At 51.9% G+C, this 19,659-nt stretch carries 19 protein-coding genes; 2 read left to right on the forward strand and 17 right to left on the reverse strand.

Annotated elements, in window-relative coordinates:
- The 14 genes from cpsB to wza all read right to left on the reverse strand — a co-directional run bounded on the left by cpsB (window position 1) and on the right by wza (window position 14,155).
- Window positions 1-1,437, reverse strand: a complete 1,437-nt coding sequence (gene cpsB / locus A7589_RS18360; protein WP_105282789.1) for a mannose-1-phosphate guanyltransferase — start codon at window positions 1,435-1,437, stop codon at window positions 1-3.
- Window positions 1,438-1,439: 2 nt separating this feature from the next.
- Window positions 1,440-2,663 (reverse strand): colanic acid biosynthesis fucosyltransferase WcaI, encoded by a 1,224-nt coding sequence (wcaI, locus tag A7589_RS18365; RefSeq protein WP_108188951.1) that lies wholly within the window; start codon window positions 2,661-2,663, stop codon window positions 1,440-1,442.
- Window positions 2,660-3,139 carry a GDP-mannose mannosyl hydrolase gene (gene gmm, locus A7589_RS18370; protein ID WP_024257385.1) on the reverse strand — a complete coding sequence of 160 codons (480 nt, stop codon included), beginning with the start codon at window positions 3,137-3,139 and terminating at the stop codon, window positions 2,660-2,662. Before gmm ends, wcaI begins: the two co-directional genes overlap by 4 nt.
- Before the next feature lie 2 nt (window positions 3,140-3,141).
- On the reverse strand, window positions 3,142-4,107 hold the full coding sequence (fcl, locus tag A7589_RS18375) for a GDP-L-fucose synthase (protein ID WP_000043597.1): 966 nt from the start codon (window positions 4,105-4,107) through the stop codon (window positions 3,142-3,144).
- A 2-nt stretch (window positions 4,108-4,109) separates the two neighbouring features.
- The gene (gmd, locus tag A7589_RS18380; RefSeq protein WP_000048207.1) at window positions 4,110-5,231 is read right to left on the reverse strand and encodes a GDP-mannose 4,6-dehydratase; all 1,122 of its coding nucleotides are present in this window, start codon (window positions 5,229-5,231) and stop codon (window positions 4,110-4,112) included.
- 26 nt (window positions 5,232-5,257) lie between these two features.
- Window positions 5,258-5,806, reverse strand: coding sequence for a colanic acid biosynthesis acetyltransferase WcaF (wcaF, locus tag A7589_RS18385; RefSeq protein WP_001153541.1), 549 nt, complete (start codon window positions 5,804-5,806; stop codon window positions 5,258-5,260).
- A gap of 15 nt (window positions 5,807-5,821) precedes the next feature.
- Window positions 5,822-6,568 (reverse strand): colanic acid biosynthesis glycosyltransferase WcaE, encoded by a 747-nt coding sequence (gene wcaE, locus A7589_RS18390; protein WP_000927024.1) that lies wholly within the window; start codon window positions 6,566-6,568, stop codon window positions 5,822-5,824.
- Between the two features lie 10 nt (window positions 6,569-6,578).
- On the reverse strand, window positions 6,579-7,796 hold the full coding sequence (gene wcaD / locus A7589_RS18395; RefSeq protein ID WP_000107800.1) for a colanic acid polymerase WcaD: 1,218 nt from the start codon (window positions 7,794-7,796) through the stop codon (window positions 6,579-6,581).
- On the reverse strand, window positions 7,771-8,988 hold the full coding sequence (wcaC, locus tag A7589_RS18400; RefSeq protein WP_001023859.1) for a colanic acid biosynthesis glycosyltransferase WcaC: 1,218 nt from the start codon (window positions 8,986-8,988) through the stop codon (window positions 7,771-7,773). Before wcaC ends, wcaD begins: the two co-directional genes overlap by 26 nt.
- A complete protein-coding gene (gene wcaB, locus A7589_RS18405) occupies window positions 8,985-9,473 on the reverse strand; it encodes a colanic acid biosynthesis acetyltransferase WcaB (RefSeq protein ID WP_108188952.1) in 489 nt (162 codons plus the stop codon). The genes wcaC and wcaB overlap by 4 nt, the downstream gene beginning before the upstream one ends.
- A 2-nt stretch (window positions 9,474-9,475) precedes the next feature.
- Window positions 9,476-10,315, reverse strand: coding sequence for a colanic acid biosynthesis glycosyltransferase WcaA (wcaA, locus tag A7589_RS18410; protein ID WP_000654514.1), 840 nt, complete (start codon window positions 10,313-10,315; stop codon window positions 9,476-9,478).
- A gap of 92 nt (window positions 10,316-10,407) precedes the next feature.
- Complete coding sequence (wzc, locus tag A7589_RS18415) at window positions 10,408-12,564, reverse strand: tyrosine-protein kinase Wzc (RefSeq protein WP_000137137.1); 2,157 nt, start codon at window positions 12,562-12,564, stop codon at window positions 10,408-10,410.
- Window positions 12,565-12,566: 2 nt separating this feature from the next.
- Window positions 12,567-13,010, reverse strand: coding sequence for a low molecular weight protein-tyrosine-phosphatase Wzb (wzb, locus tag A7589_RS18420; RefSeq protein WP_000482901.1), 444 nt, complete (start codon window positions 13,008-13,010; stop codon window positions 12,567-12,569).
- Between the two features lie 5 nt (window positions 13,011-13,015).
- Window positions 13,016-14,155: a polysaccharide export protein Wza gene (gene wza, locus A7589_RS18425; RefSeq protein ID WP_000978094.1), complete on the reverse strand. Its 1,140-nt coding sequence runs from the start codon at window positions 14,153-14,155 to the stop codon at window positions 13,016-13,018.
- Window positions 14,156-14,463: 308 nt separating this feature from the next.
- On the opposite strand from wza, the gene A7589_RS22995 reads away from it, so the two are divergent.
- Both A7589_RS22995 and A7589_RS18435 read left to right on the forward strand, forming a co-directional pair.
- Complete coding sequence (locus A7589_RS22995; RefSeq protein WP_162829205.1) at window positions 14,464-14,613, forward strand: hypothetical protein; 150 nt, start codon at window positions 14,464-14,466, stop codon at window positions 14,611-14,613.
- A 200-nt stretch (window positions 14,614-14,813) separates the two neighbouring features.
- A complete protein-coding gene (locus A7589_RS18435) occupies window positions 14,814-16,397 on the forward strand; it encodes a TerC family protein (protein WP_010355864.1) in 1,584 nt (527 codons plus the stop codon).
- A 67-nt stretch (window positions 16,398-16,464) separates the two neighbouring features.
- On the opposite strand, the gene asmA is transcribed toward A7589_RS18435, so the two are convergent.
- From asmA to udk, 3 genes are all read right to left on the reverse strand, one after another.
- Complete coding sequence (gene asmA / locus A7589_RS18440) at window positions 16,465-18,318, reverse strand: outer membrane assembly protein AsmA (protein WP_001252248.1); 1,854 nt, start codon at window positions 18,316-18,318, stop codon at window positions 16,465-16,467.
- A gap of 21 nt (window positions 18,319-18,339) precedes the next feature.
- Entirely contained in the window at window positions 18,340-18,921 is a 582-nt protein-coding gene (dcd, locus tag A7589_RS18445) for a dCTP deaminase (RefSeq protein WP_001234767.1), read from the reverse strand.
- 91 nt (window positions 18,922-19,012) lie between these two features.
- Window positions 19,013-19,654: a uridine kinase gene (gene udk / locus A7589_RS18450; protein WP_000132077.1), complete on the reverse strand. Its 642-nt coding sequence runs from the start codon at window positions 19,652-19,654 to the stop codon at window positions 19,013-19,015.
- Window positions 19,655-19,659: the final 5 nt, after the last annotated feature.

The raw sequence follows: 19,659 nt of genomic DNA on the forward strand, positions 1-19,659 counted from the left end.
CTACACCCGTCCGTAGCGATCCGCGAAGCGCACCACATCATCCTCTTCGAGATAAGAGCCGGAGCGCACTTCAATTAAATCGAGCGGAATTTTCCCCGGGTTTTCCAGGCAATGCGTCGCCCCCAGCGGAATATAAATGGACTCGTTTTCACCAAGCAGTTTGATATCACCGTCAATAGTGACTTTTGCCGTTCCCGCCACCACTACCCAGTGTTCCGCGCGGTGATGGTGCATCTGTACCGACAAGCCCTCACCGGGTTTCACGGTGATGCGTTTCACCTGGTAGCGGTCGCCTGCGTCGATAGAGTCATATTTGCCCCACGGGCGATACACTTCGCGATGCACCCGATGCTCATGGCGACCATCGGCTTTGATCTGCTCGACCACTTTTTTCACATCCTGCACCGCGTTACGGTCGGCAATCAGTACCGCGTCTTTGGTCTGCACCACGACCAGATCTTTCACCCCGACTGTGGTGACCAGGCCAGATTCGGCATACACATAGCTGTTTTCGGTTTTGTGATTAATCACATCACCGTGGCAAACGTTGCCCTCGGCAGTGTGGGCGCTGATCTCCCATAATGAAGACCAGGAACCGACATCGCTCCAGCCCGCATCCATCGGCACCACAACCGCATCTGCCGTGCGTTCCATGACCGCGTAGTCCACCGACTCTTCCGGACAGGCCAGAAACGCCTCTTCATCCACACGAATAAAATCGAGATCCGGATCGATGGCGCTCATCGCTTTTTCACAGGCGTCGAGAATATCCGGGCGATATTTTTTCAGTTCTTCGAGATAACGTCCGGCGCGGAACAGGAACATACCGCTATTCCAGTAATATTCGCCGCTTGCCACGTAGGCCTGAGCGGTTTCCAGATTCGGTTTTTCGACAAACTGCGCCACTGCAAAGGCCACCGCATCCTGCTCGCCCGCAGACGCTTCGCCGCGACGAATATAGCCATAACCGGTTTCTGGTAGATCCGGCACAATGCCGAAAGTCACCAGTTTGCCCGCTTCGGCATACGGCATGGCGTTACGCACGGCGGCGCGAAAAACGTCTTCATCTGCAATCACATGATCCGCCGCCAGCACCAGCATTAGCGGGTCGCTCTCAGGGCTATGACGTGTTGCCGCCAGCGCCGCCAGCGCAATGGCAGGGGCAGTGTTACGCCCTGCTGGTTCGAGAATAATGTTCTCGGTAAGTTTGTTCAGTTGACGCAGCTGTTCCGCAACAATAAAGCGGTGCTGCTCATTGCAAATCACCACCGGGCTTTCGCACTCCACGCCGTTCAGGCGGCAGATGGTGGTTTGCAGCATGGTGAGATCGCCTTTCAGGCATAAAAACTGCTTGGGGTAAAGTACGCGGGAAAGCGGCCATAAGCGGCTACCGGAGCCACCTGCCATCACCACTGGATAGAGTTTCGACTGCGCCATAATTATCCCCGAATATCATTTATAAATTGACGTAACACGTTCTCTTTATCGAGCGTGCGTTCGGCATATTCACGTGCCACCGTGTTGTGTCTGGACAGCAGGAGCGCCTGACGGATCCCCGCCACCAGCGCCTCGACCGATTCCGGTTCTACGCAAACCGCAATGCCCGGAAAGGTTTCGCAAAGCTGCCCCAGTTCTGTGTGGGCTTCTGCGGTAATCACCGCGTTACCGCCTACCGCCAGAATATTGGTCAGTTTCGACGGCAATACGGCATCTGCCGCGCCGCGTTTTTGCACCACCAGATGGCAATCGCCCATCTTCAGCAGTGCGGGTAAAGCGTCATACGATTGCAGCGGGAAAAATTGCATGTTGCGCAGTCCACGCTGCTGCGCCATTTTTTCCAGCCGCGCTTTGCCGCCGCCCTGCCCAACAATGGCAAAAATCAGCGGTTCATCGCGCAGGCGATCGGCGGCTTCAATAACGTTTTCCAGCCCCTGCTTTTCGCCAATATTGCCGGAGTAAAGAATGATTTTTTTGTTATCCGGCAGGCCAAGCTGGTTACGAAGGGCGTCAACATCAGCCTCTGCAACATGCTGAAAACGGGCAATTTCCGACCAGTTGGGGAAGAAGATGACCTTTTCCGCCGCCACGCCTTTTTCAACGGCTTTGTTCATCATTGAGCGCGAAATGGTAGAGACGTTATCGACGTTATGCAGTCCGCTACGTTCGAACGCCGTCGCCAGCGGTGCCACTTTGCCGCCTTTGCCCTTTCCGGCAAGACCCAGCCCCAGCATGGCGTCCACTTCGTAATCCTGAATATGCAGCACCGTGCGCGCGCCAGAGAGTTTCGCCAGCAGGCGCATTCCCGGCGTGCAAAACAGCGTTGGCACTACGCCGATAATGCGATCCGGCTTCCAGCGACGTTGCGCCATCAGCGGGAAAAAACTGCTGGCGGCAAAACTGCCGAGATGTAACAGGCGTTTCAGTGTGCTCGGCTGTTTTGGCACATACAGCGGGCAGCGCCACACCGTGGCGGCTCCCTCTTCACGTTTGTACCGCCAGGCAGAATAGTTCTCCCCCACCTGCCACTGCGGGTAGTAAGGCGGCGCGGTAATGACCCGCACCTCATGACCTTGCGCCGCCAGCCATTCGACCATCTCACCGGTATATTTGCCGATACCTGTTAACTCCGGCGAGTAGTTAATGCCGTAGACCAGTATTTTCATAATCCGGGTACTCCGGTACGCTTCTCAGCGAGAAAATAGGCGCGGCTGTTAGCGTGAACATTGTCACTGGCGAGCAGCGCGTCCGGCGTCAGCCAGCGGTAATCGTCGTGCTGCTCATCCGGCAGAAACAGCTCCTCTTCCGCGACTCTGAAGCGAAAACCGAGCACCACATAGTGAGTGGTGAAATCCGTGCCGGAGAAGTTATCGTCATAAAAATGCTGCCAGACACCGTAAAACTGGCCTGCTGTTATCGGCAGACGCAGCCCCAGTTCCGCCATCGTCAGCCGCTCAAATGCGGCTTCCAGCGTTTCGTCCTTCTGCACGCGCCCTCCCGGCACAAACCAGTAACCCTGCGCCGGGCGGTTGGTTCTTTTGCCAAGCAGAAACTCGCCGCGACTGTTCTCAACAATAAAGTCGAGAGAGACAAGCGGAGTGGAGCGCACTACCGTGGCAAAGTCTTCCTGACATAAAAACATCATTACCCCCGAAAGCGGTCTTGATTCTCAAGGAACCACTGGTAAGTGCTGGCAAGCCCCGCTTCCAGTGAGATTTCGTGATACCAGCCAAGCTGATGCAGGCGCGTCACATCCAGCAGTTTGCGCGGTGTGCCATCCGGTTTACTGGCATCAAAAACCACCCGGCCTTTGTAACCAACCACTTTGGCGATGGTTTGCGCCAGCTCGCGGATAGTGCAGTCAACGCCCGTGCCGACGTTAATGTGCGACAGCATCGGCTGGGTGTTCTCCAGCCAGACTTCGTGCGCCAGCTCCATGACATGAATGCTCGCCGCCGCCATATCATCGACATGCAGAAATTCGCGCATCGGTGTACCGCTGCCCCACACCACCACGTCCGGCGCATTCTGTGCAGTCGCCTCGTGGAAGCGGCGCAGCAATGCAGGGATCACGTGCGAGTTACTCGGATGGAAGTTGTCGTGCGGCCCGTACAGGTTAGTCGGCATGACTGAGCGGTAATCGCGTCCATACTGGCGGTTGTAAGATTCGCACAGTTTGATCCCGGCAATTTTGGCAATGGCATAAGGCTCGTTGGTCGGCTCCAGCGTACCCTGCAACAACTCGCTTTCTGCCATCGGCTGTTTTGCCAGTTTCGGGTAGATGCAGGACGATCCGAGAAACAGCAGTTTGTTCACGTCGTTCTGATGTGCGGCGTGAACGATGTTGCTCTCAATCATCATGTTCTGATAGATGAAATCCGCCGGATAGGTGTTGTTGGCGACAATGCCGCCCACTTTTGCCGCCGCCAGATAGACCTGGTCAATGCGCTCGCTGGCAAAGAAATCATGCACCGCGCGACTGTCCAGCAGGTTCAGCTCGTCGCGGGTGCGTAATACCAGTTCCACATCACCGCGCTGTTCGAGATGCCGCCTGATGGCGGAACCGACCATCCCGCGATGGCCAGCGATAAAAATTCGTTGTTTACTCATGCTTATGACTCCAGCGCGATCGCCACGTCGTAGCCGTGAGATTTCAGCAGAGAGTGTTTTTTCGCCGCTTCAAGGTCATTTGCCACCATTTCAGACACCATCTCTCTGAGGGTGATTTCTGGTTTCCAACCCAGCTTTTCGTGCGCTTTGGTCGGGTCGCCGAGCAGCGTTTCAACTTCAGCCGGACGGAAGTAACGCGGATCAACGGCGATAATCACATCACCCGGTTTAACGCCCGGCGCGTCATGCCCGGTGACGGAAACCACAATGCCCTTCTCTTCAACACCCGTGCCTTCAAAGCGCAGTTTGATGCCCAGCTGTGCTGCCGCCATTTCCACGAACTGACGTACGGAGTACTGAACGCCGGTAGCGATAACAAAATCTTCTGGCTGTTCCTGTTGCAGCATCATCCACTGCATTTTTACGTAGTCTTTGGCATGGCCCCAGTCACGCAGGGAATCCATATTGCCGAGGTACAGGCACGACTCCAGCCCCTGGGCGATGTTGGCGATTGCGCGGGTGATTTTGCGGGTAACGAAGGTTTCGCCACGGCGCGGGGATTCATGGTTGAAGAGAATACCGTTACAAGCGTACATGCCGTAGGATTCGCGGTAGTTAACGGTGATCCAGTAGGCGTACAATTTGGCGACGGCATACGGAGAGCGCGGGTAGAACGGCGTGGTCTCTTTCTGCGGGATTTCCTGCACCAGACCGTAAAGTTCAGAAGTGGAGGCTTGATAGAAACGGGTTTTCTTTTCCAGACCGAGGAAACGGATCGCCTCCAGCAGACGCAGCGTGCCCATCGCATCAACGTCAGCGGTATATTCCGGTGACTCAAAAGAAACCGCGACATGGCTCATCGCGCCCAGGTTGTACACTTCGTCCGGCTGTACTTCACGCAAAATACGCGTCAGGTTGGAAGTATCACTCAGGTCGCCATAATGCAGATGGAATTTCGGGTTGCAGGTGTGTGGATCCTGATAAATGTGATCCACGCGCTCGGTGTTGAATGACGATGCGCGACGCTTAATGCCATGCACCTCGTAACCTTTCTCCAGCAACAGTTCTGCCAGGTAAGAACCATCCTGCCCGGTTACACCGGTGATGAGAGCGACTTTTGACATGTCTTATTCCTCTGTATTTTTTGAATTTATTCAGTTTCAACGCGTTCGCGTATCATCACTGCGGGATTCCCCCGGCAAATGGCATTTGCCGGAAGCGATTTAAAAACACTGCTCCGCGCACCCACGACGGTGCCGTCGCCAATCGTGACGCCGGGGGCAACAAAGACATCGGTTGCCAGCCAGCATTTCTCGCCAATCACAATGGGCGTGGCGTTAATGATGAAATGTCGACTTGCATGATCGTGGCTGCCGGTGCATAAATAACTTTTTTGCGATATCACCGAATGCGCGCCAATGGTTATTTCACCGAGGGTATATAAATTGACCTCATCGCCGACCCACGCGTAATCACCTAAGGTTAATTTCCACGGATAGGTAATTTTTACTGACGGACGAATAACTACGTTTTTTCCTATTTTTGCGCCGAATAAACGTAATAAAAATGCCCGCCAGCGATACAATATTTGTGGCGACCAGGCAAATATTGTTGCCTGTACTGCCCACCACAATTGCACTTTAATAGCGTTGCCGCCCCGGAACCCTTTCGGTACCGAGAAACCACTTAAATCCTGCATCGTTTTCCCTTATATTCAGCTTTTGTTATATAAGGCTTTCGTCTTTGAGGTAGTACGTTGGCGTAAATGCCAGGATAATTCTGCCCAGAAGCCAGGCACATGTAATATCTGCCGTTGGACTTTTTTCGCGTCGGCACACAATTCCATATTATTGGTGGTAGATACTCCACCCATGGAAAATTCAGACACCAGGCCATTGAGTTTTTTAAATGCATAACCAGCTTTATACATTTTGGCCGCCAGCGCATAATCTGAAGAAACTTTATATTCCAGGTCATAACGCCATTTTTTCAAGCCGGATACCGGGAAAAATATCGCCTGATGACTGGCGGGCAGGCTGTGATAAATATACCAGCCAGGTTTGGCGCTACGTTTAATTTTATGACCGTCGCCAAAATCCAGCAGCGCATCGCCGGTGATCATCACGTTATCTTTTTGCACTTTTAACTTACGAACAAAATTTGCGGCATCCTGATGAAAAATATCACCCGAGTTGAGAAACAGCGCAAACTTGCCTTGTGCCATTTCAATACCTTTGTTCATGGCGTCGTAGATACCGTTATCTGGCTCGCTGACAAAGCGTAGGTTATAGATACCATTGAGATTTTCCAGATACTCACGGGTGCCGTCGTTGGAGCCGCCATCGACTACAATCCATTCGAAGCAGATATCGTCCGCCTGCGCCAGATGCGCCAGCGAGGCGTGTGTTTTGACTATCCCTTCCAGGTTACGAAACGCGACAGTGATTATGCTGAGCAACATGTTCTTATTCTTACCTCGTAATATTTAACGCTTTTCGCAAAATAAACGGACAGACGATTAAAAATGCATATTCTGGGCTAAATATCGAACCGGTAAAAAACAGCGATACCGGAGTAAAAAGATATAATTGCACGCGAAAATTGCGGTTATCACCAAAAGCGTTGATCATCATTTTTATCACTTTCCCCATGTACCACAGCGATAAAAACACCGCGAACCAGGAAAAATAAATAATCAGCAGATACAAACCATTGTCTATGGTTTTTCCGACATCCGCACCGTTAAATATTCCGAATGATGCGACATATTCATAAAGTGAGCCAAATCTGACTACACCGTCAATATGGGTCAAAGAATAACCGACCATCACCAGCGGACCGACAATACGATAATACGATGACGATCCTTCCGTACCTAAATCACCCAGACGGGTGGAAATATAAGGAAACGCGATTACCACACCAACCAGGAATACAGACAGAGAAATCAATGCTAACGGTAACTTTTTCTTGATCGCCTCTTTATTCAGATACTGAAATGCCCACTCCAGCAAATAAAACAGGATAAAGGTCATAACCCCTGAAAACGATCCGGATAATATTATCCCTGCGAGAATCATAGCATCTGTTTTAGGTGTTTTGATACCAAACTGTTTGATACTGAGCCAAATTGAGATTAATGCCAGAGCGAAAAATGCCGGTTCGAAATAAAGTGCTGTCGTGCGCTTGCCACCGAATTTAATGAAATTCAGTACATAGCTATTGCTGTAAATCAGATATTTCGAAATCGACTCCATAATACTGCTGCCACCGGTGAAAATAATTTGCGCCATCTCCACCGCCGCCAGCGCCACCACCAGCCCGACCACCAGATAAAAGAAACGTAATATCTTGCGATGGTTGTGTGGCGAAATGGTTTTAAAGCGAATGCTCCACACCATGCCAATAATGATCACGATATAGACAAATAGCATGGTTGAAGTGACGTATTTGCTGGCATCCAAAGACTGACCAAACAAATAGTTAAACGCCGTGAGCCCCGCGCCAATCCCTAAGGCAATCATCAATTTTTTAACGCTGATGCGCTCTAAAAACAGCAGTAACAAGACGGGTAAAAAAGTGACGATGGTAATGGGGAAACTTTCGCCAAGCTGGGCGATTTTGACGTTAACCAGCAGGTAAATCAGCGGCAGCAACAGGTAGCTACAGATTCTGATAGACGTTGACATACTCCTCCAGCATCTGTTGTCCACTGTAGGCGGCGCGGCTGCGCTGGCTGAACTCGTCCAGCGTGGTGCCAAATATTGCCTGCGCGATTTCCGGTTTGCTTAACTGCACCAGTTGCAGCACGTCTTCTTCACTGACGGTTTTACCGCCGGATTTTTGCAGTACTTCCCGCGCCGCATCGCTATGGGTAGCGATCACCGGCACGCCAATCGATAACGCCTCACACAAAATCAGCGGGTAGTTATCGACGCGAGAACTGAACACCAGCGCGTCCATTTGATTGAGCGCGCTCATTAGCTTACGTTTGTCGGTTTCAAAGCCGTGATTAACCACATTGCCAGCGTTGAACGGCGAGAACTTACCGAAAGTATGCAGTTCAATTTTGTCGCCCTGCGCCATCATCTCGCGCACCAGTTGCTGGTTAGTTTTGCCGTCGTAACGCAGGTCATGCGCCACCACCGCGATTTTCGGCTTGCCCTGGGTTTCGCGCACCGGTGGCAGTTCCGCCAGAATGGCTTCGGTTGCCATATCAATGCCGTTATTGATAATCCGGCAGCGCCCTGGACCGTACAGGCTATTGAAAGCGTCAGCCACATGCTGGCTGGGGGAAATAAACTGACAGCCCAGCGCCAGCATCTCGCGAAACAACTGGCGTTTGCCCGCCACCAGCTGGTGTGCGCGATCAATCTTCACCGGCGGATAGTTATTTAGCGTCGGGCATTTCTGGCAGCCGGTTTTCCAGCCTTCGCAACCGTCGGTAAAGGCGCAGCGTCCGGTAACGCTCCAGTGGTCGTGCAGCGTCCAGACCAGGGTGACATCCGGTTTATGGTTTTTCACTTTTTCGCAAAAGCGCACCACACTGTTAAGATTCAACCAGTAGCTGTGCAGCACATGAAAATGCAGAACTACCGGCCCCGACGTGCGGGTAATAGAACGGTACAACTCATTGAAATTGCCGAACAGATCGCGATTAAACAGACGAAACAGCGCAATGTTCGCCATCGCGGTCATCCGAGGCGTATGTTTGATTACCTGCGGATAGTGTTGATGACTGACGCTCTCTTTGCCGCCTTTGCCGTAGCCGTAGACAAAATGTGACGCCAGCCCCTGTTGCAGCGCGCGCTGGTGGAGATCTAACGCCACACCTGCCGCTCCGCCTTCCGCCAGTCGCACATTAAATTGCAGAATATTCATTTAATTACCTTCACTCGCGCTTTTTCTCCCACCACCAGCGCGTTGTCCGGGACAGAATCGAGCACCACGCTGCCCGCGCCCACGGTGACGTTGTTTCCAAGCGTGATATCACCCAGAATAATGACGTTGGCACCGAGTTCGACGCCGTTGCCAATTTGCGGACACGCCATGTTGTCGGCACCACGATTGCCGATAGTGACACCGTGGCGAATGATGAAATCATTCCCCGCTACCACGTTTTTATTGATCACTACGGCGTAACCGTGATGAATGGTAAAGCGGCGGCCAATGGTCGCGGCGGCCTGGATTTCATAACCGAAAAAGCCTTCGGTGATAATGCGATACAGCACCAGCAGCGGAGCCGCCCACAAATTGTTGAGGACGTTCTTTTTGCGCCACACCGAACAAAAATGAGCAACGCGATAGGCAAGAACCATGCAACACGGGCGTAAACTCCAGCTATTGGCACGCAGATCTTCCAGCATCTTTAGCGCCCCCGTATGCCATCAGCCAGACGTTTGCCGTTACGCACCGACAGCAGCGTCAACAAAGTCCGCCAGGTCATGCGTTTATTGCGGATCTGGTAGAGGGTAAACAGCTGATATTTTTTGCTGGCGCGGTCAAATTTGTCTTTGTGCTTGCGGTAAAAGTGGAAGTATCCGGAGAATTTTTTCGGTGACGAGGTGATCTGCATTTCGCCGTGATTGATATGCAGGATCTGCGTCGCCTCTTCCACTTTCCACGGTTCGCCGTACTCCACCACCATCCGCAGGAAGATGTCGTAATCCTGTGCTGCTTTCAGTTCGGTATCGAACAAACTTTCTTTGAAACGCCACGCCCAGGTAAAAACCTGGTTACCGATGATATTGCGTTTGTAGAACAGGCGGCGTGAATAGGGTGATTTGGGATACAGCGGCAGGCTTGCCGGTTGGGAGTAGACTTCGCCCTGGCAAACGTAGTCGTTGGCATACAAGAACGCATGAGTAACCAGTTGCTGTTTATGGGCGAGGAAGACGCTCAGGCGGTTGGGTGTCCATTCATCATCATCATCGATCCCGGTGATGTATTCCCCTTGCGCCCGCATAATTGCCTGGTTACGTACCGCGCACGCTCCGCTGTTAATATCGTTGTGAATATAGGTGATACGCGGATCGTTGAGGGTGGTGACGTACTGCTGAAGCTGTTCCCAGGACGTGGAGCAATCATCCACGATGATCATCTCCCAGTTGCTGTAGTCCTGGCGCAGGACCGATTTTATCGCCCGAATCGCCAGTTGTTGGCGGTTCCAGGTCGGCATATAGATTGAGATCAGCGGATTGTCTTTCATAGGTTGTTCTCCCGGCTTATGAGCTGGTTTACTTGCCTGATGCGGCGTGAACGCCTTATCCGGCCTACGGGGCGATGCGAATGCAGGTGTCGTTATTTCGCGTCCGACTTATATTCGTAATAGCCATAATCCTGATACGCGCTGGCGCGGCGGAAGATGGAGTTCAGAATCACCCCTTTCACAGGAATACCGTTTTGCTCAAAGCGGCTCAGACTGGTTTCCACTTCTTTTAAGGTGTTGACCGCATAACGCGCTACCATCAACGTGGTTCCGGCGTGACGCCCGACAATTGCTGCATCGGTCACTGCCAGAATCGGCGGCGTATCAATCAACACCAGGTCGTAGTTTTTACTCGCCCAGCTCACCAGTTCGGCAAAGCGTTCGCTCATCAACAGTTCAGAAGGATTCGGTGGCACCTGACCGCGCGGGATCAGGTCAAATTTGGCAATAGAGGTCGGTTTAGCAGCGGTAGTAATATCGCCCTGACCAATCAGAATTTCCGACAGGCCATTGACGTTATTGGTGCCCAGCAACTCGTGGGTGTAGCCTTTGCGCATATCGCAGTCGATCAACAGCACCCGTTTATTGGTCTGGCTAATGACCGCCGCCAGGTTGGCACAGACAAAAGTTTTACCAATTGACGGGCTAACCCCGGTCATCATCAACACATTGTTCTGCGCCTGCATCATCGCGAAGTGCAAGCTGGTACGCAGACTGCGGATGGCTTCAATCGCCAGATCGGTTGGATTCCCCACCGCCAGTAGCTGGCTCTGTTTATAGCGTTTAACCCCTTTGATGGTTTTAACGCTATCGCGCGCTTTCTGCCATTCCGACAGCGGGATGCTGGCATAGACGCTGATACCGTGTTCTTCCAGCACCTGCGGGCTTTCGATGCCGCGATTAAACAGCGAGCGCAGCAGCACACCCACGATAGAGAGCATCAGGCCGAGGATAATCGCCCCAAGGATAATCAGCCCTTTCTTCGGTTTCAGTACACCTGGCTGGGTGATTGCCGGGTCAACAATGCGCACATCGCCTACGGTGCTGGCTTCGGTGATTTTCAGCTCCTGCTCTTTATTCAGCAGTTGCATATAGACCTGCTGACCAGACTCGACATCGCGAGTCAGACGCACAATTTCCTGCTGGGTTTTCGGCATTGCCGTTACGCGACCGTTAAGTTTGGCTTTTTCGTCTTCCAGTGCCTGACGTTTCTCCAGCAAAGTACGGTACGCCGGGTGAACTTTGGTGAACAGCTTAGAAATTTCCGCCTCTTTAAAGGTCAGTTCGTTCAGCTGCGCGTCGATGTTCACCATCGAATCGAGCACCGCTTTTGCTTCCAGCGGCAGATCGACAGAATCTTTATCCTGACGGAAGGCATTCAGTTTGTTCTCGGCGACATCGAGGCGGCTGCGCACTTCCGGTAACTGTTGTGCGAGGAAAGCGAGGCTTTTCGACGCTTCCGCCGATTTGCGCTCAATATTTTGTTCCTGATAGTTACGGGCGATGCTATTAAGAATGTCGCGGATCTGCTCGCGATCTTCACCGGTATAAGTGAGGCTCAGTACGCCAGCGTCTTTGCCGTTCTCCGTTACCGTCAGGCTGTTTTGCAGTTGATTGATCATCCCCAACGTAGAGTATTTGGTGACGGTAAACTCACTGCCCGGGCTGGCGTGAATGGCTTCAACCATCAGCGTGACGCCTTCTTTTTTCAGCATCTGGCCCGCTTGCCCACGGGCGCTAAAGCCGCCGTCGCTACTCAGTGTGTAGTTTTTGTTGTCCAGAACATTAAGCGTAAACACCTGATCCGCCATCTCTTTCGGGCGATTAAAGGTGGTCACTTTCACCGTCTCATTCTGACGTCCCATCAGACGATCCCAGCCCGCACCGAAAATCGGGAACGTGTTTTTGCTCACCGCAATATCGAGGTCGAGATCGTCCACCGTTTTACCAAGCACCAGACGCGAACGAATCAACTGGATCTCAGCGTCCGATGCTGGCGGTTTGTTGGCTAATGCCGAGCCGATATCCTGCACCAGCGAATTGCCGCTGTTTTGCTCGATTTGTACCAGTGCGTCGGCACTATAAATCGGCGTGGCGAAGAAAGTGTAAACCACGGCACAGAGGGCAAATACGGCGGTGATGCCAATCACCCACCAGCGCGCTTCAATGACGGTGCCGACCAGGCGACCAATATCGATTTCATCACTGCCCGTTACCGGAGCGGCATGTTGTTTTACTTTTTCTGTCATTCTTATACCTGCTCTGCGTTCAATGCCTGCGCCCACTGGCGGGCAGACCGTTCAAGTAATGTGTACACCGCTGCAAACGTTTCCCGGCTTTTGCGATACGGATCGGGGATTTCACATTCGTTATCCCAGTGACCAAACAGCATCACTTTGCCGCGCATCTCGGGTGCCATCTCGCATAAGCGTTCGATATGGCGCTTTTCCATGGTCAAAATCAGGTCATAGTTGCGACACAGGCGGCGGCTGATTTGACGGGCACAGTGGCCTTCCAGAGAGAGTTGATGCTCGGCGGCGACGCTGATGGCGGTAGGATCAGCGCCCTTACCGACCAGCGCGCCGAGACCAGCGGACTCCACTTTCAGCTCCGGGTGATAACGTTGCAGTAAGCGTTCCGCCGTCGGGGAACGGCAAATATTGCCGACACAGACAACTAAGATGTTGTTAAACATGACGATTACCAGTTATGAATGTCGCTGGCTGTATCCGTCATGTAACGGACACCGCTAATAGTTGGCAGCAACTGATTGATCAGACGGTTCCAGCGGGAAACCGGGGCGGTGGTGACATACACCACGTCATAAGGTTGCAGGCGGAATTCTGTCGCCATCACCAGCGACGTGGCATCGGACATATCCAGCTGGTAAATATTGGCAATCTTGCCGTTACGCCCGCCCTCGCCTTTCAGCGGACGAATGACAAAGATGCCGCTGGCGTTGGAGGTGGTCATATCGATACCTTCGGCATTGCCCAGAGCTTCAGTCAGGGTCATGCCGCTAAAGTCCATTTTCAGGGTGCTCTGTTTCTTCACTTCACCCATCACAAATACTTTCAGATCATCATTACGCGGCACGTAGAGAATATCGCCGGGATAAAGCAGTCGGTTCTGATTGAGGTCGCCGTTTTGCATCAGCGCCTGCAAAGAAATGCGTTCTTCACGACCATTGTGTGTTAGCACCACGTTGCGCCAGTCAGCGGTGTCGGTCAGGCCACCTGCGGCGTTGATGGCATCGAGAATGGTCAGTGGCACGTTGGTGATCGCCTGTTGACCGGATTTATTCACCTGACCGGAGATATAGGCCTTTTGCGAGCGGAAGGCGGCGATATTAACGTCCACCTGCGGGTCAGCGATGTACGTCGCTAAGCGCCCGGTAATATCACTGCGGATTTCAGCGAGCGTTTTCCCCACGACGTGAACCTTGCCGATATACGGGTAGAACATAGTGCCGTCAGGCTGTACCCAGTTGCCGGTGTCGCTGGAGCTGCGGTACTGACCGGCTGGCGTGGTGAGTTCCGGGTGATCCCAGACGGTGACATTAAGAACGTCCCCCGGTCCGACGCGATACTGGTAATTCGCGATCTCACTTTCCAGAGTCATATTGGGGCGCGCTACATTCGGGCGTGGGCGTAATTGGTCAATCAGGCGCGGGGTCAGCGGATAAACATTCACCATTTTGTCGAGATCGAAATCAGCGTCCTGCTGTTTGATGACGTCTTTCCCCATCGTCGACATATTGCTGCCCGGAAGTACTGTGCAACCGCTTATCAAGGTTACTGACACCAATAATGGCATCAATTTCATTTTGGATTTCATCATTGTTTATTTATCACTTTGGCAGAGTAATTATCCTGTGCACTATTAATAGCAATGTCGCCATGCATATTTACCTTGCAGTTAATTGAATAAAAATTTAACTGGCATCAGTCCTAAAAAAATTGATTTCATCCGCAGGCTATTGACAGAATAATTCAGACTGGTCTTTCAGGCATCCAGACACGCTACCGCCCCTGGCTTTTTAGCTACCAATACACTGATTTGGCTTAATTTTTCAAACCCTCTCAGCATACAGTCGTTGATGAGAAAGGGTTATTGCGGAAATTAACATCCGAATATAAGGTGACATTATGGTAATTGAATATTGGCTCTCCAATAATGCAGGAGGAAGTGTTACAGCTAACGGAATAGCAGGCAAGGTAACAATTCGGCAATTGGCTATTTTTAAGAATTATATTAAGTGTCATTCAATATGGTTTTTAGGAGTTTCTTTAGGTTGACAACAATTAATATTGCGTCTCCACATGCGATATTTCTTAATTAATGTTTTATTATTACCACTTTTAATTCAGGGATAATGTGAGGTTATTACCCTCAAATAATATGAGATAAATAGTGCTGCAACATTGCATTTTTGCCCCGATTTATCCATGATCGAATTGTGACATTTGTCATACAACGAATAGGTTTTGTACTTACTATGGAATGGATTGCCGATCCGTCTATCTGGGCCGGGTTAATCACGCTGATTGTGATCGAACTGGTCCTCGGCATTGATAACCTGGTCTTTATTGCCATCCTCGCCGAAAAACTACCGCCGAAGCAGCGCGACCGCGCACGGGTTACCGGGCTGCTGCTGGCGATGTTAATGCGCCTGTTACTGCTGGCGTCAATCTCCTGGCTGGTCACCCTGACTCAACCGCTGTTCAGCTTCCGCTCGTTTACCTTTAGCGCCCGCGACTTAATCATGCTGTTTGGTGGTTTCTTCCTGTTGTTCAAAGCCACGATGGAGCTGAACGAACGGCTGGAAGGGAAAGACAGCAATAACCCCACACAACGCAAAGGCGCGAAGTTCTGGGGCGTGGTGACGCAAATTGTGGTGCTGGACGCTATCTTCTCACTCGACTCGGTGATTACCGCCGTCGGGATGGTTGATCATTTACTGGTCATGATGGCCGCCGTTGTTATCGCTATCAGCCTGATGTTGATGGCCAGCAAGCCGTTAACGCAATTTGTTAACAGTCACCCGACGATCGTTATTCTCTGCTTAAGCTTCCTGTTGATGATTGGCTTTAGCCTGGTGGCAGAAGGTTTCGGCTTCGTCATTCCGAAAGGCTACCTGTACGCCGCCATTGGCTTCTCGGTGATGATCGAGGCGCTCAATCAGTTGGCTATCTTTAACCGGCGACGTTTTCTTTCCGCTAACCAGACGCTGCGCCAGCGGACTACCGAAGCGGTAATGCGCCTGTTAAGCGGGCAAAAAGAAGATGCGGAACTGGATGCCGAAACCGCGTCCATGCTGGTGGATCATGGCAACCAACAAATCTTTAATCCGCAGGAACGGCGGATGATTGAGCGGGTACTTAATCTTAACCAGCGTACCGTCAGCAGCATTATGACGTCGCGCCACGATATTGAGCATATCGATCTCAACGCGCCGGAAGACGAGATCCGCCAGTTACTGGAGCGCAATCAGCATACGCGTCTGGTGGTTACCGACGGCGATGACGCAGAAGATTTGCTCGGTGTTGTTCACGTTATCGACCTGCTACAACAGTCGCTGCGCGGCGAACCGCTCAACCTGCGTGTGTTGATTCGCCAGCCGCTGGTATTCCCGGAAACCTTGCCGTTGCTACCTGCCCTGGAGCAGTTCCGTAATGCCCGCACGCACTTTGCTTTTGTGGTGGATGAGTTTGGCTCGGTAGAAGGGATTGTGACATTAAGTGACGTCACCGAAACCATTGCCGGTAACTTACCGAACGAAGTGGAAGAGATCGACGCCCGTCATGATATTCAGAAAAACGCCGACGGTTCCTGGACGGCGAATGGTCATATGCCGCTGGAAGATCTGGTGCAATATGTGCCGCTGCCGCTGGATGAAAAACGTGAATATCACACCATTGCCGGGCTGCTGATGGAATATTTACAGCGTATTCCAAAACCTGGTGAAGAAGTTCAGGTGGGGGATTATTTGCTTAAAACGTTGCAGGTGGAAAGCCATCGCGTGCAGAAGGTGCAGATTATTCCGCTACGTAAGGAAGATAATTTGGAGTACGAGGTGTGATGGTATGTAGGCCTGATAAGACGCGTAAAGCGTTGCATCAGGCCTACAAATTATGTCATCTGGAAACTTACATCTTCTCCAGCAACTTCTTCACATCTTTGCCATTGCGGGAATCTTTATTGCGCTCAGCCCAATCGTGCAGGCGACGTTTGGCTTCATCCTGTAAGTGTTTGCGCAGTAACTGATCCACTTGCAGGCTGTAATTGAGTTGCTGCCAGTTGCCGTAAACCCGCAGCGGAACCGGTGTTTCTTTGAGGAAATCAATCAGTTTGCTTTCACCGTTCCAGCCACCCACAACCCGAATATCAAACTGGGTATCGCAGGTCTGCTCTGCCAGATTCAACGAGCCTTCTCCTGTCAGAGCTAACACCGGCGATTGACCTTGCATGTCGTTTAACGTTACGAGGCCATTATTTAGCGTGAGATCGGTCGTAAAGCGGTCGAGACGAGTCACATTATCGAAGTTTTCAGCGGCCTTCACATCACCGCCGTTACGTTCTACCGCTTGCTGAATCATCTGCTGGAAGTTCATCCCTTCCATGCGCGTGTCGGTCATTTCAACATGCGCTTGCCCTTGCCAGTTGTGGCGGAATGCTTCGGCATCGATGTCAGCGCCGGAGAAATCACCAGCCAGCGACATTTTCCCGGTTAACGAAATCGGATAGTTAAATGCCTTCAGAATGGTACTAATCTCGACATTCTCCAGCCGAGGTTGAAAGGTTATCTGCGGATGTTTTGCCGTCGCGTCCAGCGTCCCCGGCAGCGATATCTGTCCACCGTTGAGTTTGCCTTGCAGTTGGATGATTTCCAGCAAACCCGATTTATTGGTCATTTGCGTAGCAACATCAGTAAAATTCATCCCGCGCCAACGCACGTTACTGGCCTGCAACAAAATATCAGCCGCAAAACCTTTCAACCCCTGATAGGCCGGTTCATCAATACGCGAGGAAATAACCGGACGCGGCAGCATTGGCTGGTTCTGCCCCTGTTGCGTGGTTCCGTTTTCACTGTTAACGGCTTCATTAAGCGGTATGAGATTATCAAGATTCAGTTGCGAAAACTGCAATCTTAACAACCATTCTGGCTTTTCAGTCAGCGTGACCTGCGCCTGCCCACTAAGTGTGCTGTCATTCGCGGTCAAATTGATTTGATTAAATGAAAGGCGTTTATGTGACTCTTGCCACTGGGCCTGGAAGCTCCCCTGCCCCTGAATACCTTGCTGTGGCAGATCTGCGCCTTGCAGCTGCCAGCTAATTTGCTCAATGGCTGCGGTTAAATCATGTGGATAATCAGAAGCATCCACCGTGCCTTTGAGGGATAACGTGAGATCGCGCTGATCGCGATTAACCCGCCCGGAGAACTCAAACGAGCCACGATGCTGTGGATCTTGTTCCATTTGCAGACGGATGTTGCGAATTGTCACCTGCTCGTCATCTTCATGCTGGAACACCAGCAGACTGTCCGCCACTTTCAGACTGGAGATATCAAACGACCAGCCGCGATCTTCTGACAGATCCGGCAACGTATTGTCGCGCGGCGCAACGGGTGCATCGTCACGACGAACCGCTTCCGACTGTGGAGTAAGTTGAATTACCGCGCCTTTCAGCATCACCTGCTTAACGCTCAGTTGATGACTCAACAACGGCAATAACGCCACATCAAGGCGCATATTATCGGCGCGCACCAGTGGCTGGCTTGCCCCCTGGGCAGTGAGAGACATTCGCCCGGAGAGGATACTAAGCTGCGGCCAGACGTGCCAACGCAGTGGCCCATCTAACTGCAATTGATAACCGCTACGTGCAGCAACCTGCTTGACCATATAGTCGCGGAAATCATTCGGATTCACCAGCAACACTAACGCAGATAATCCGGCCACCAGCACGACCAGGATTATCATCAGCGTCGTCAGAAATCGTCTCATGGTATCCTCAATGAGCCTGAATTAGTCTTTATCGATTCGGCTGGCAACCGCGCCCTGCTGGTTGCGATATTTCGCATCTTCACGGCGGTTGTATGGCCGCGCCGCCGGGCCGGAAAGTGGTTCAAAACTTAACGCGCCAATTAACATGCCCGGACGCAGCGCCAGCGGCAATTTACCGGAGTTGTAAAACTCCAGCACAATGCAGCCAGACCAGCCTGGATCGATACGGTGCGCGGTAACGTGAACCATCAGCCCCAGACGCGCCAGTGAGGAACGCCCATCCAGCCATCCCACAAGATCGGCTGGCAGCGTAACCGACTCCAGCGTCACCGCCAGCGCCAGTTCCCCTGGATGGAGATAAAACGCCTCGCCCTCGTCGAGCACGATTTCATCGCTCATCACCCGATCGAGCGCGGCGCTCACTTCATCTTTGGGACCGCTCAGATCGATAAACGCTGCCGTGTGACCACGGAAGGTACGAAACTTATTGCCCAGGCGCACATCTACCGTCGCGCCATTAATACGCTCTACCGGCGGACGTGGGTTGATCGACAAACGGCCTTCATCAAGCCAGGCTTCAATATCTCGGTCACACAGACGCATGGCATTTTCTCCTTTCGTGCATCACTCCCTTAACGCCAGTTACGTCAAGGGCATACCAGGTTATCACTGAACGGTACACAATTTATCAAGCTTATTCAAAGAACTGACTTATTTTAGCTTTCAATATATCGATCGCGATGCGGTTTTTACCACCGCGTGGCACGATAATGTCCGCATATTGTTTTGAAGGTTCAATGAATTGCAGGAACATCGGACGCACCGTTTTTTGATATTGCGCCATCACGGAATCCATCGAACGCCCACGCTCGTTAACGTCGCGCTTGATGCGGCGCATCAGGCAGATGTCCAGCGGGGTATCAACGAAAATTGAGAAGTTAAGTTCGTCACGCAAACGCGCATCCGTCAGCAGCAAGATGCCTTCGAGGATAATGACTTTCTTCGGCTCAACCTTCACCGTTTCTTTCATACGCGTATGTTCAACGTAGCTGTAAACCGGCAGGTCGATAGCCGAGCCGCGTTTCAACGCTTGTAAATGCTCAAGCAGCAGACTGTGATCCATCGCGCTCGGATGGTCATAGTTGGTCTTAACGCGTTCTTCCATCGACAGATGGCTTTGATCTTTGTAGTAACAATCTTCCGGAATAACGCCGATGTGTTCATCACCCACTTGTTCACGTAATTCACGATAAAGGGTACTGGCAATGAGACTCTTGCCGGAAGCCGATGCGCCAGCGATACCGATAATGACGCACTGATGAGACTGATCAGTCATAAATT

Origin of the sequence: Escherichia sp. MOD1-EC6475 (genome assembly GCF_003046645.1) — a bacterium.
Lineage (GTDB): Bacteria > Pseudomonadota > Gammaproteobacteria > Enterobacterales > Enterobacteriaceae > Escherichia > Escherichia ruysiae.

Excerpts from the sequence above, each read along its gene's own strand:
- cpsB (WP_105282789.1), bottom strand. The coding sequence starts at position 1,437 with ATGGCGCAGTCGAAACTCTATCCAGTGGTGATGGCAGGTGGCTCCGGT.
- wcaI (WP_108188951.1), bottom strand. The coding sequence starts at position 2,663 with ATGAAAATACTGGTCTACGGCATTAACTACTCGCCGGAGTTAACAGGT.
- gmm (WP_024257385.1), bottom strand. The coding sequence starts at position 3,139 with ATGTTTTTATGTCAGGAAGACTTTGCCACGGTAGTGCGCTCCACTCCG.
- fcl (WP_000043597.1), bottom strand. The coding sequence starts at position 4,107 with ATGAGTAAACAACGAATTTTTATCGCTGGCCATCGCGGGATGGTCGGT.
- gmd (WP_000048207.1), bottom strand. The coding sequence starts at position 5,231 with ATGTCAAAAGTCGCTCTCATCACCGGTGTAACCGGGCAGGATGGTTCT.
- wcaF (WP_001153541.1), bottom strand. The coding sequence starts at position 5,806 with ATGCAGGATTTAAGTGGTTTCTCGGTACCGAAAGGGTTCCGGGGCGGC.
- wcaE (WP_000927024.1), bottom strand. The coding sequence starts at position 6,568 with ATGTTGCTCAGCATAATCACTGTCGCGTTTCGTAACCTGGAAGGGATA.
- wcaD (WP_000107800.1), bottom strand. The coding sequence starts at position 7,796 with ATGTCAACGTCTATCAGAATCTGTAGCTACCTGTTGCTGCCGCTGATT.
- wcaC (WP_001023859.1), bottom strand. The coding sequence starts at position 8,988 with ATGAATATTCTGCAATTTAATGTGCGACTGGCGGAAGGCGGAGCGGCA.
- wcaB (WP_108188952.1), bottom strand. The coding sequence starts at position 9,473 with ATGCTGGAAGATCTGCGTGCCAATAGCTGGAGTTTACGCCCGTGTTGC.
- wcaA (WP_000654514.1), bottom strand. The coding sequence starts at position 10,315 with ATGAAAGACAATCCGCTGATCTCAATCTATATGCCGACCTGGAACCGC.
- wzc (WP_000137137.1), bottom strand. The coding sequence starts at position 12,564 with ATGACAGAAAAAGTAAAACAACATGCCGCTCCGGTAACGGGCAGTGAT.
- wzb (WP_000482901.1), bottom strand. The coding sequence starts at position 13,010 with ATGTTTAACAACATCTTAGTTGTCTGTGTCGGCAATATTTGCCGTTCC.
- wza (WP_000978094.1), bottom strand. The coding sequence starts at position 14,155 with ATGATGAAATCCAAAATGAAATTGATGCCATTATTGGTGTCAGTAACC.
- A7589_RS22995 (WP_162829205.1), top strand. The coding sequence starts at position 14,464 with ATGGTAATTGAATATTGGCTCTCCAATAATGCAGGAGGAAGTGTTACA.
- A7589_RS18435 (WP_010355864.1), top strand. The coding sequence starts at position 14,814 with ATGGAATGGATTGCCGATCCGTCTATCTGGGCCGGGTTAATCACGCTG.
- asmA (WP_001252248.1), bottom strand. The coding sequence starts at position 18,318 with ATGAGACGATTTCTGACGACGCTGATGATAATCCTGGTCGTGCTGGTG.
- dcd (WP_001234767.1), bottom strand. The coding sequence starts at position 18,921 with ATGCGTCTGTGTGACCGAGATATTGAAGCCTGGCTTGATGAAGGCCGT.
- udk (WP_000132077.1), bottom strand. The coding sequence starts at position 19,654 with ATGACTGATCAGTCTCATCAGTGCGTCATTATCGGTATCGCTGGCGCA.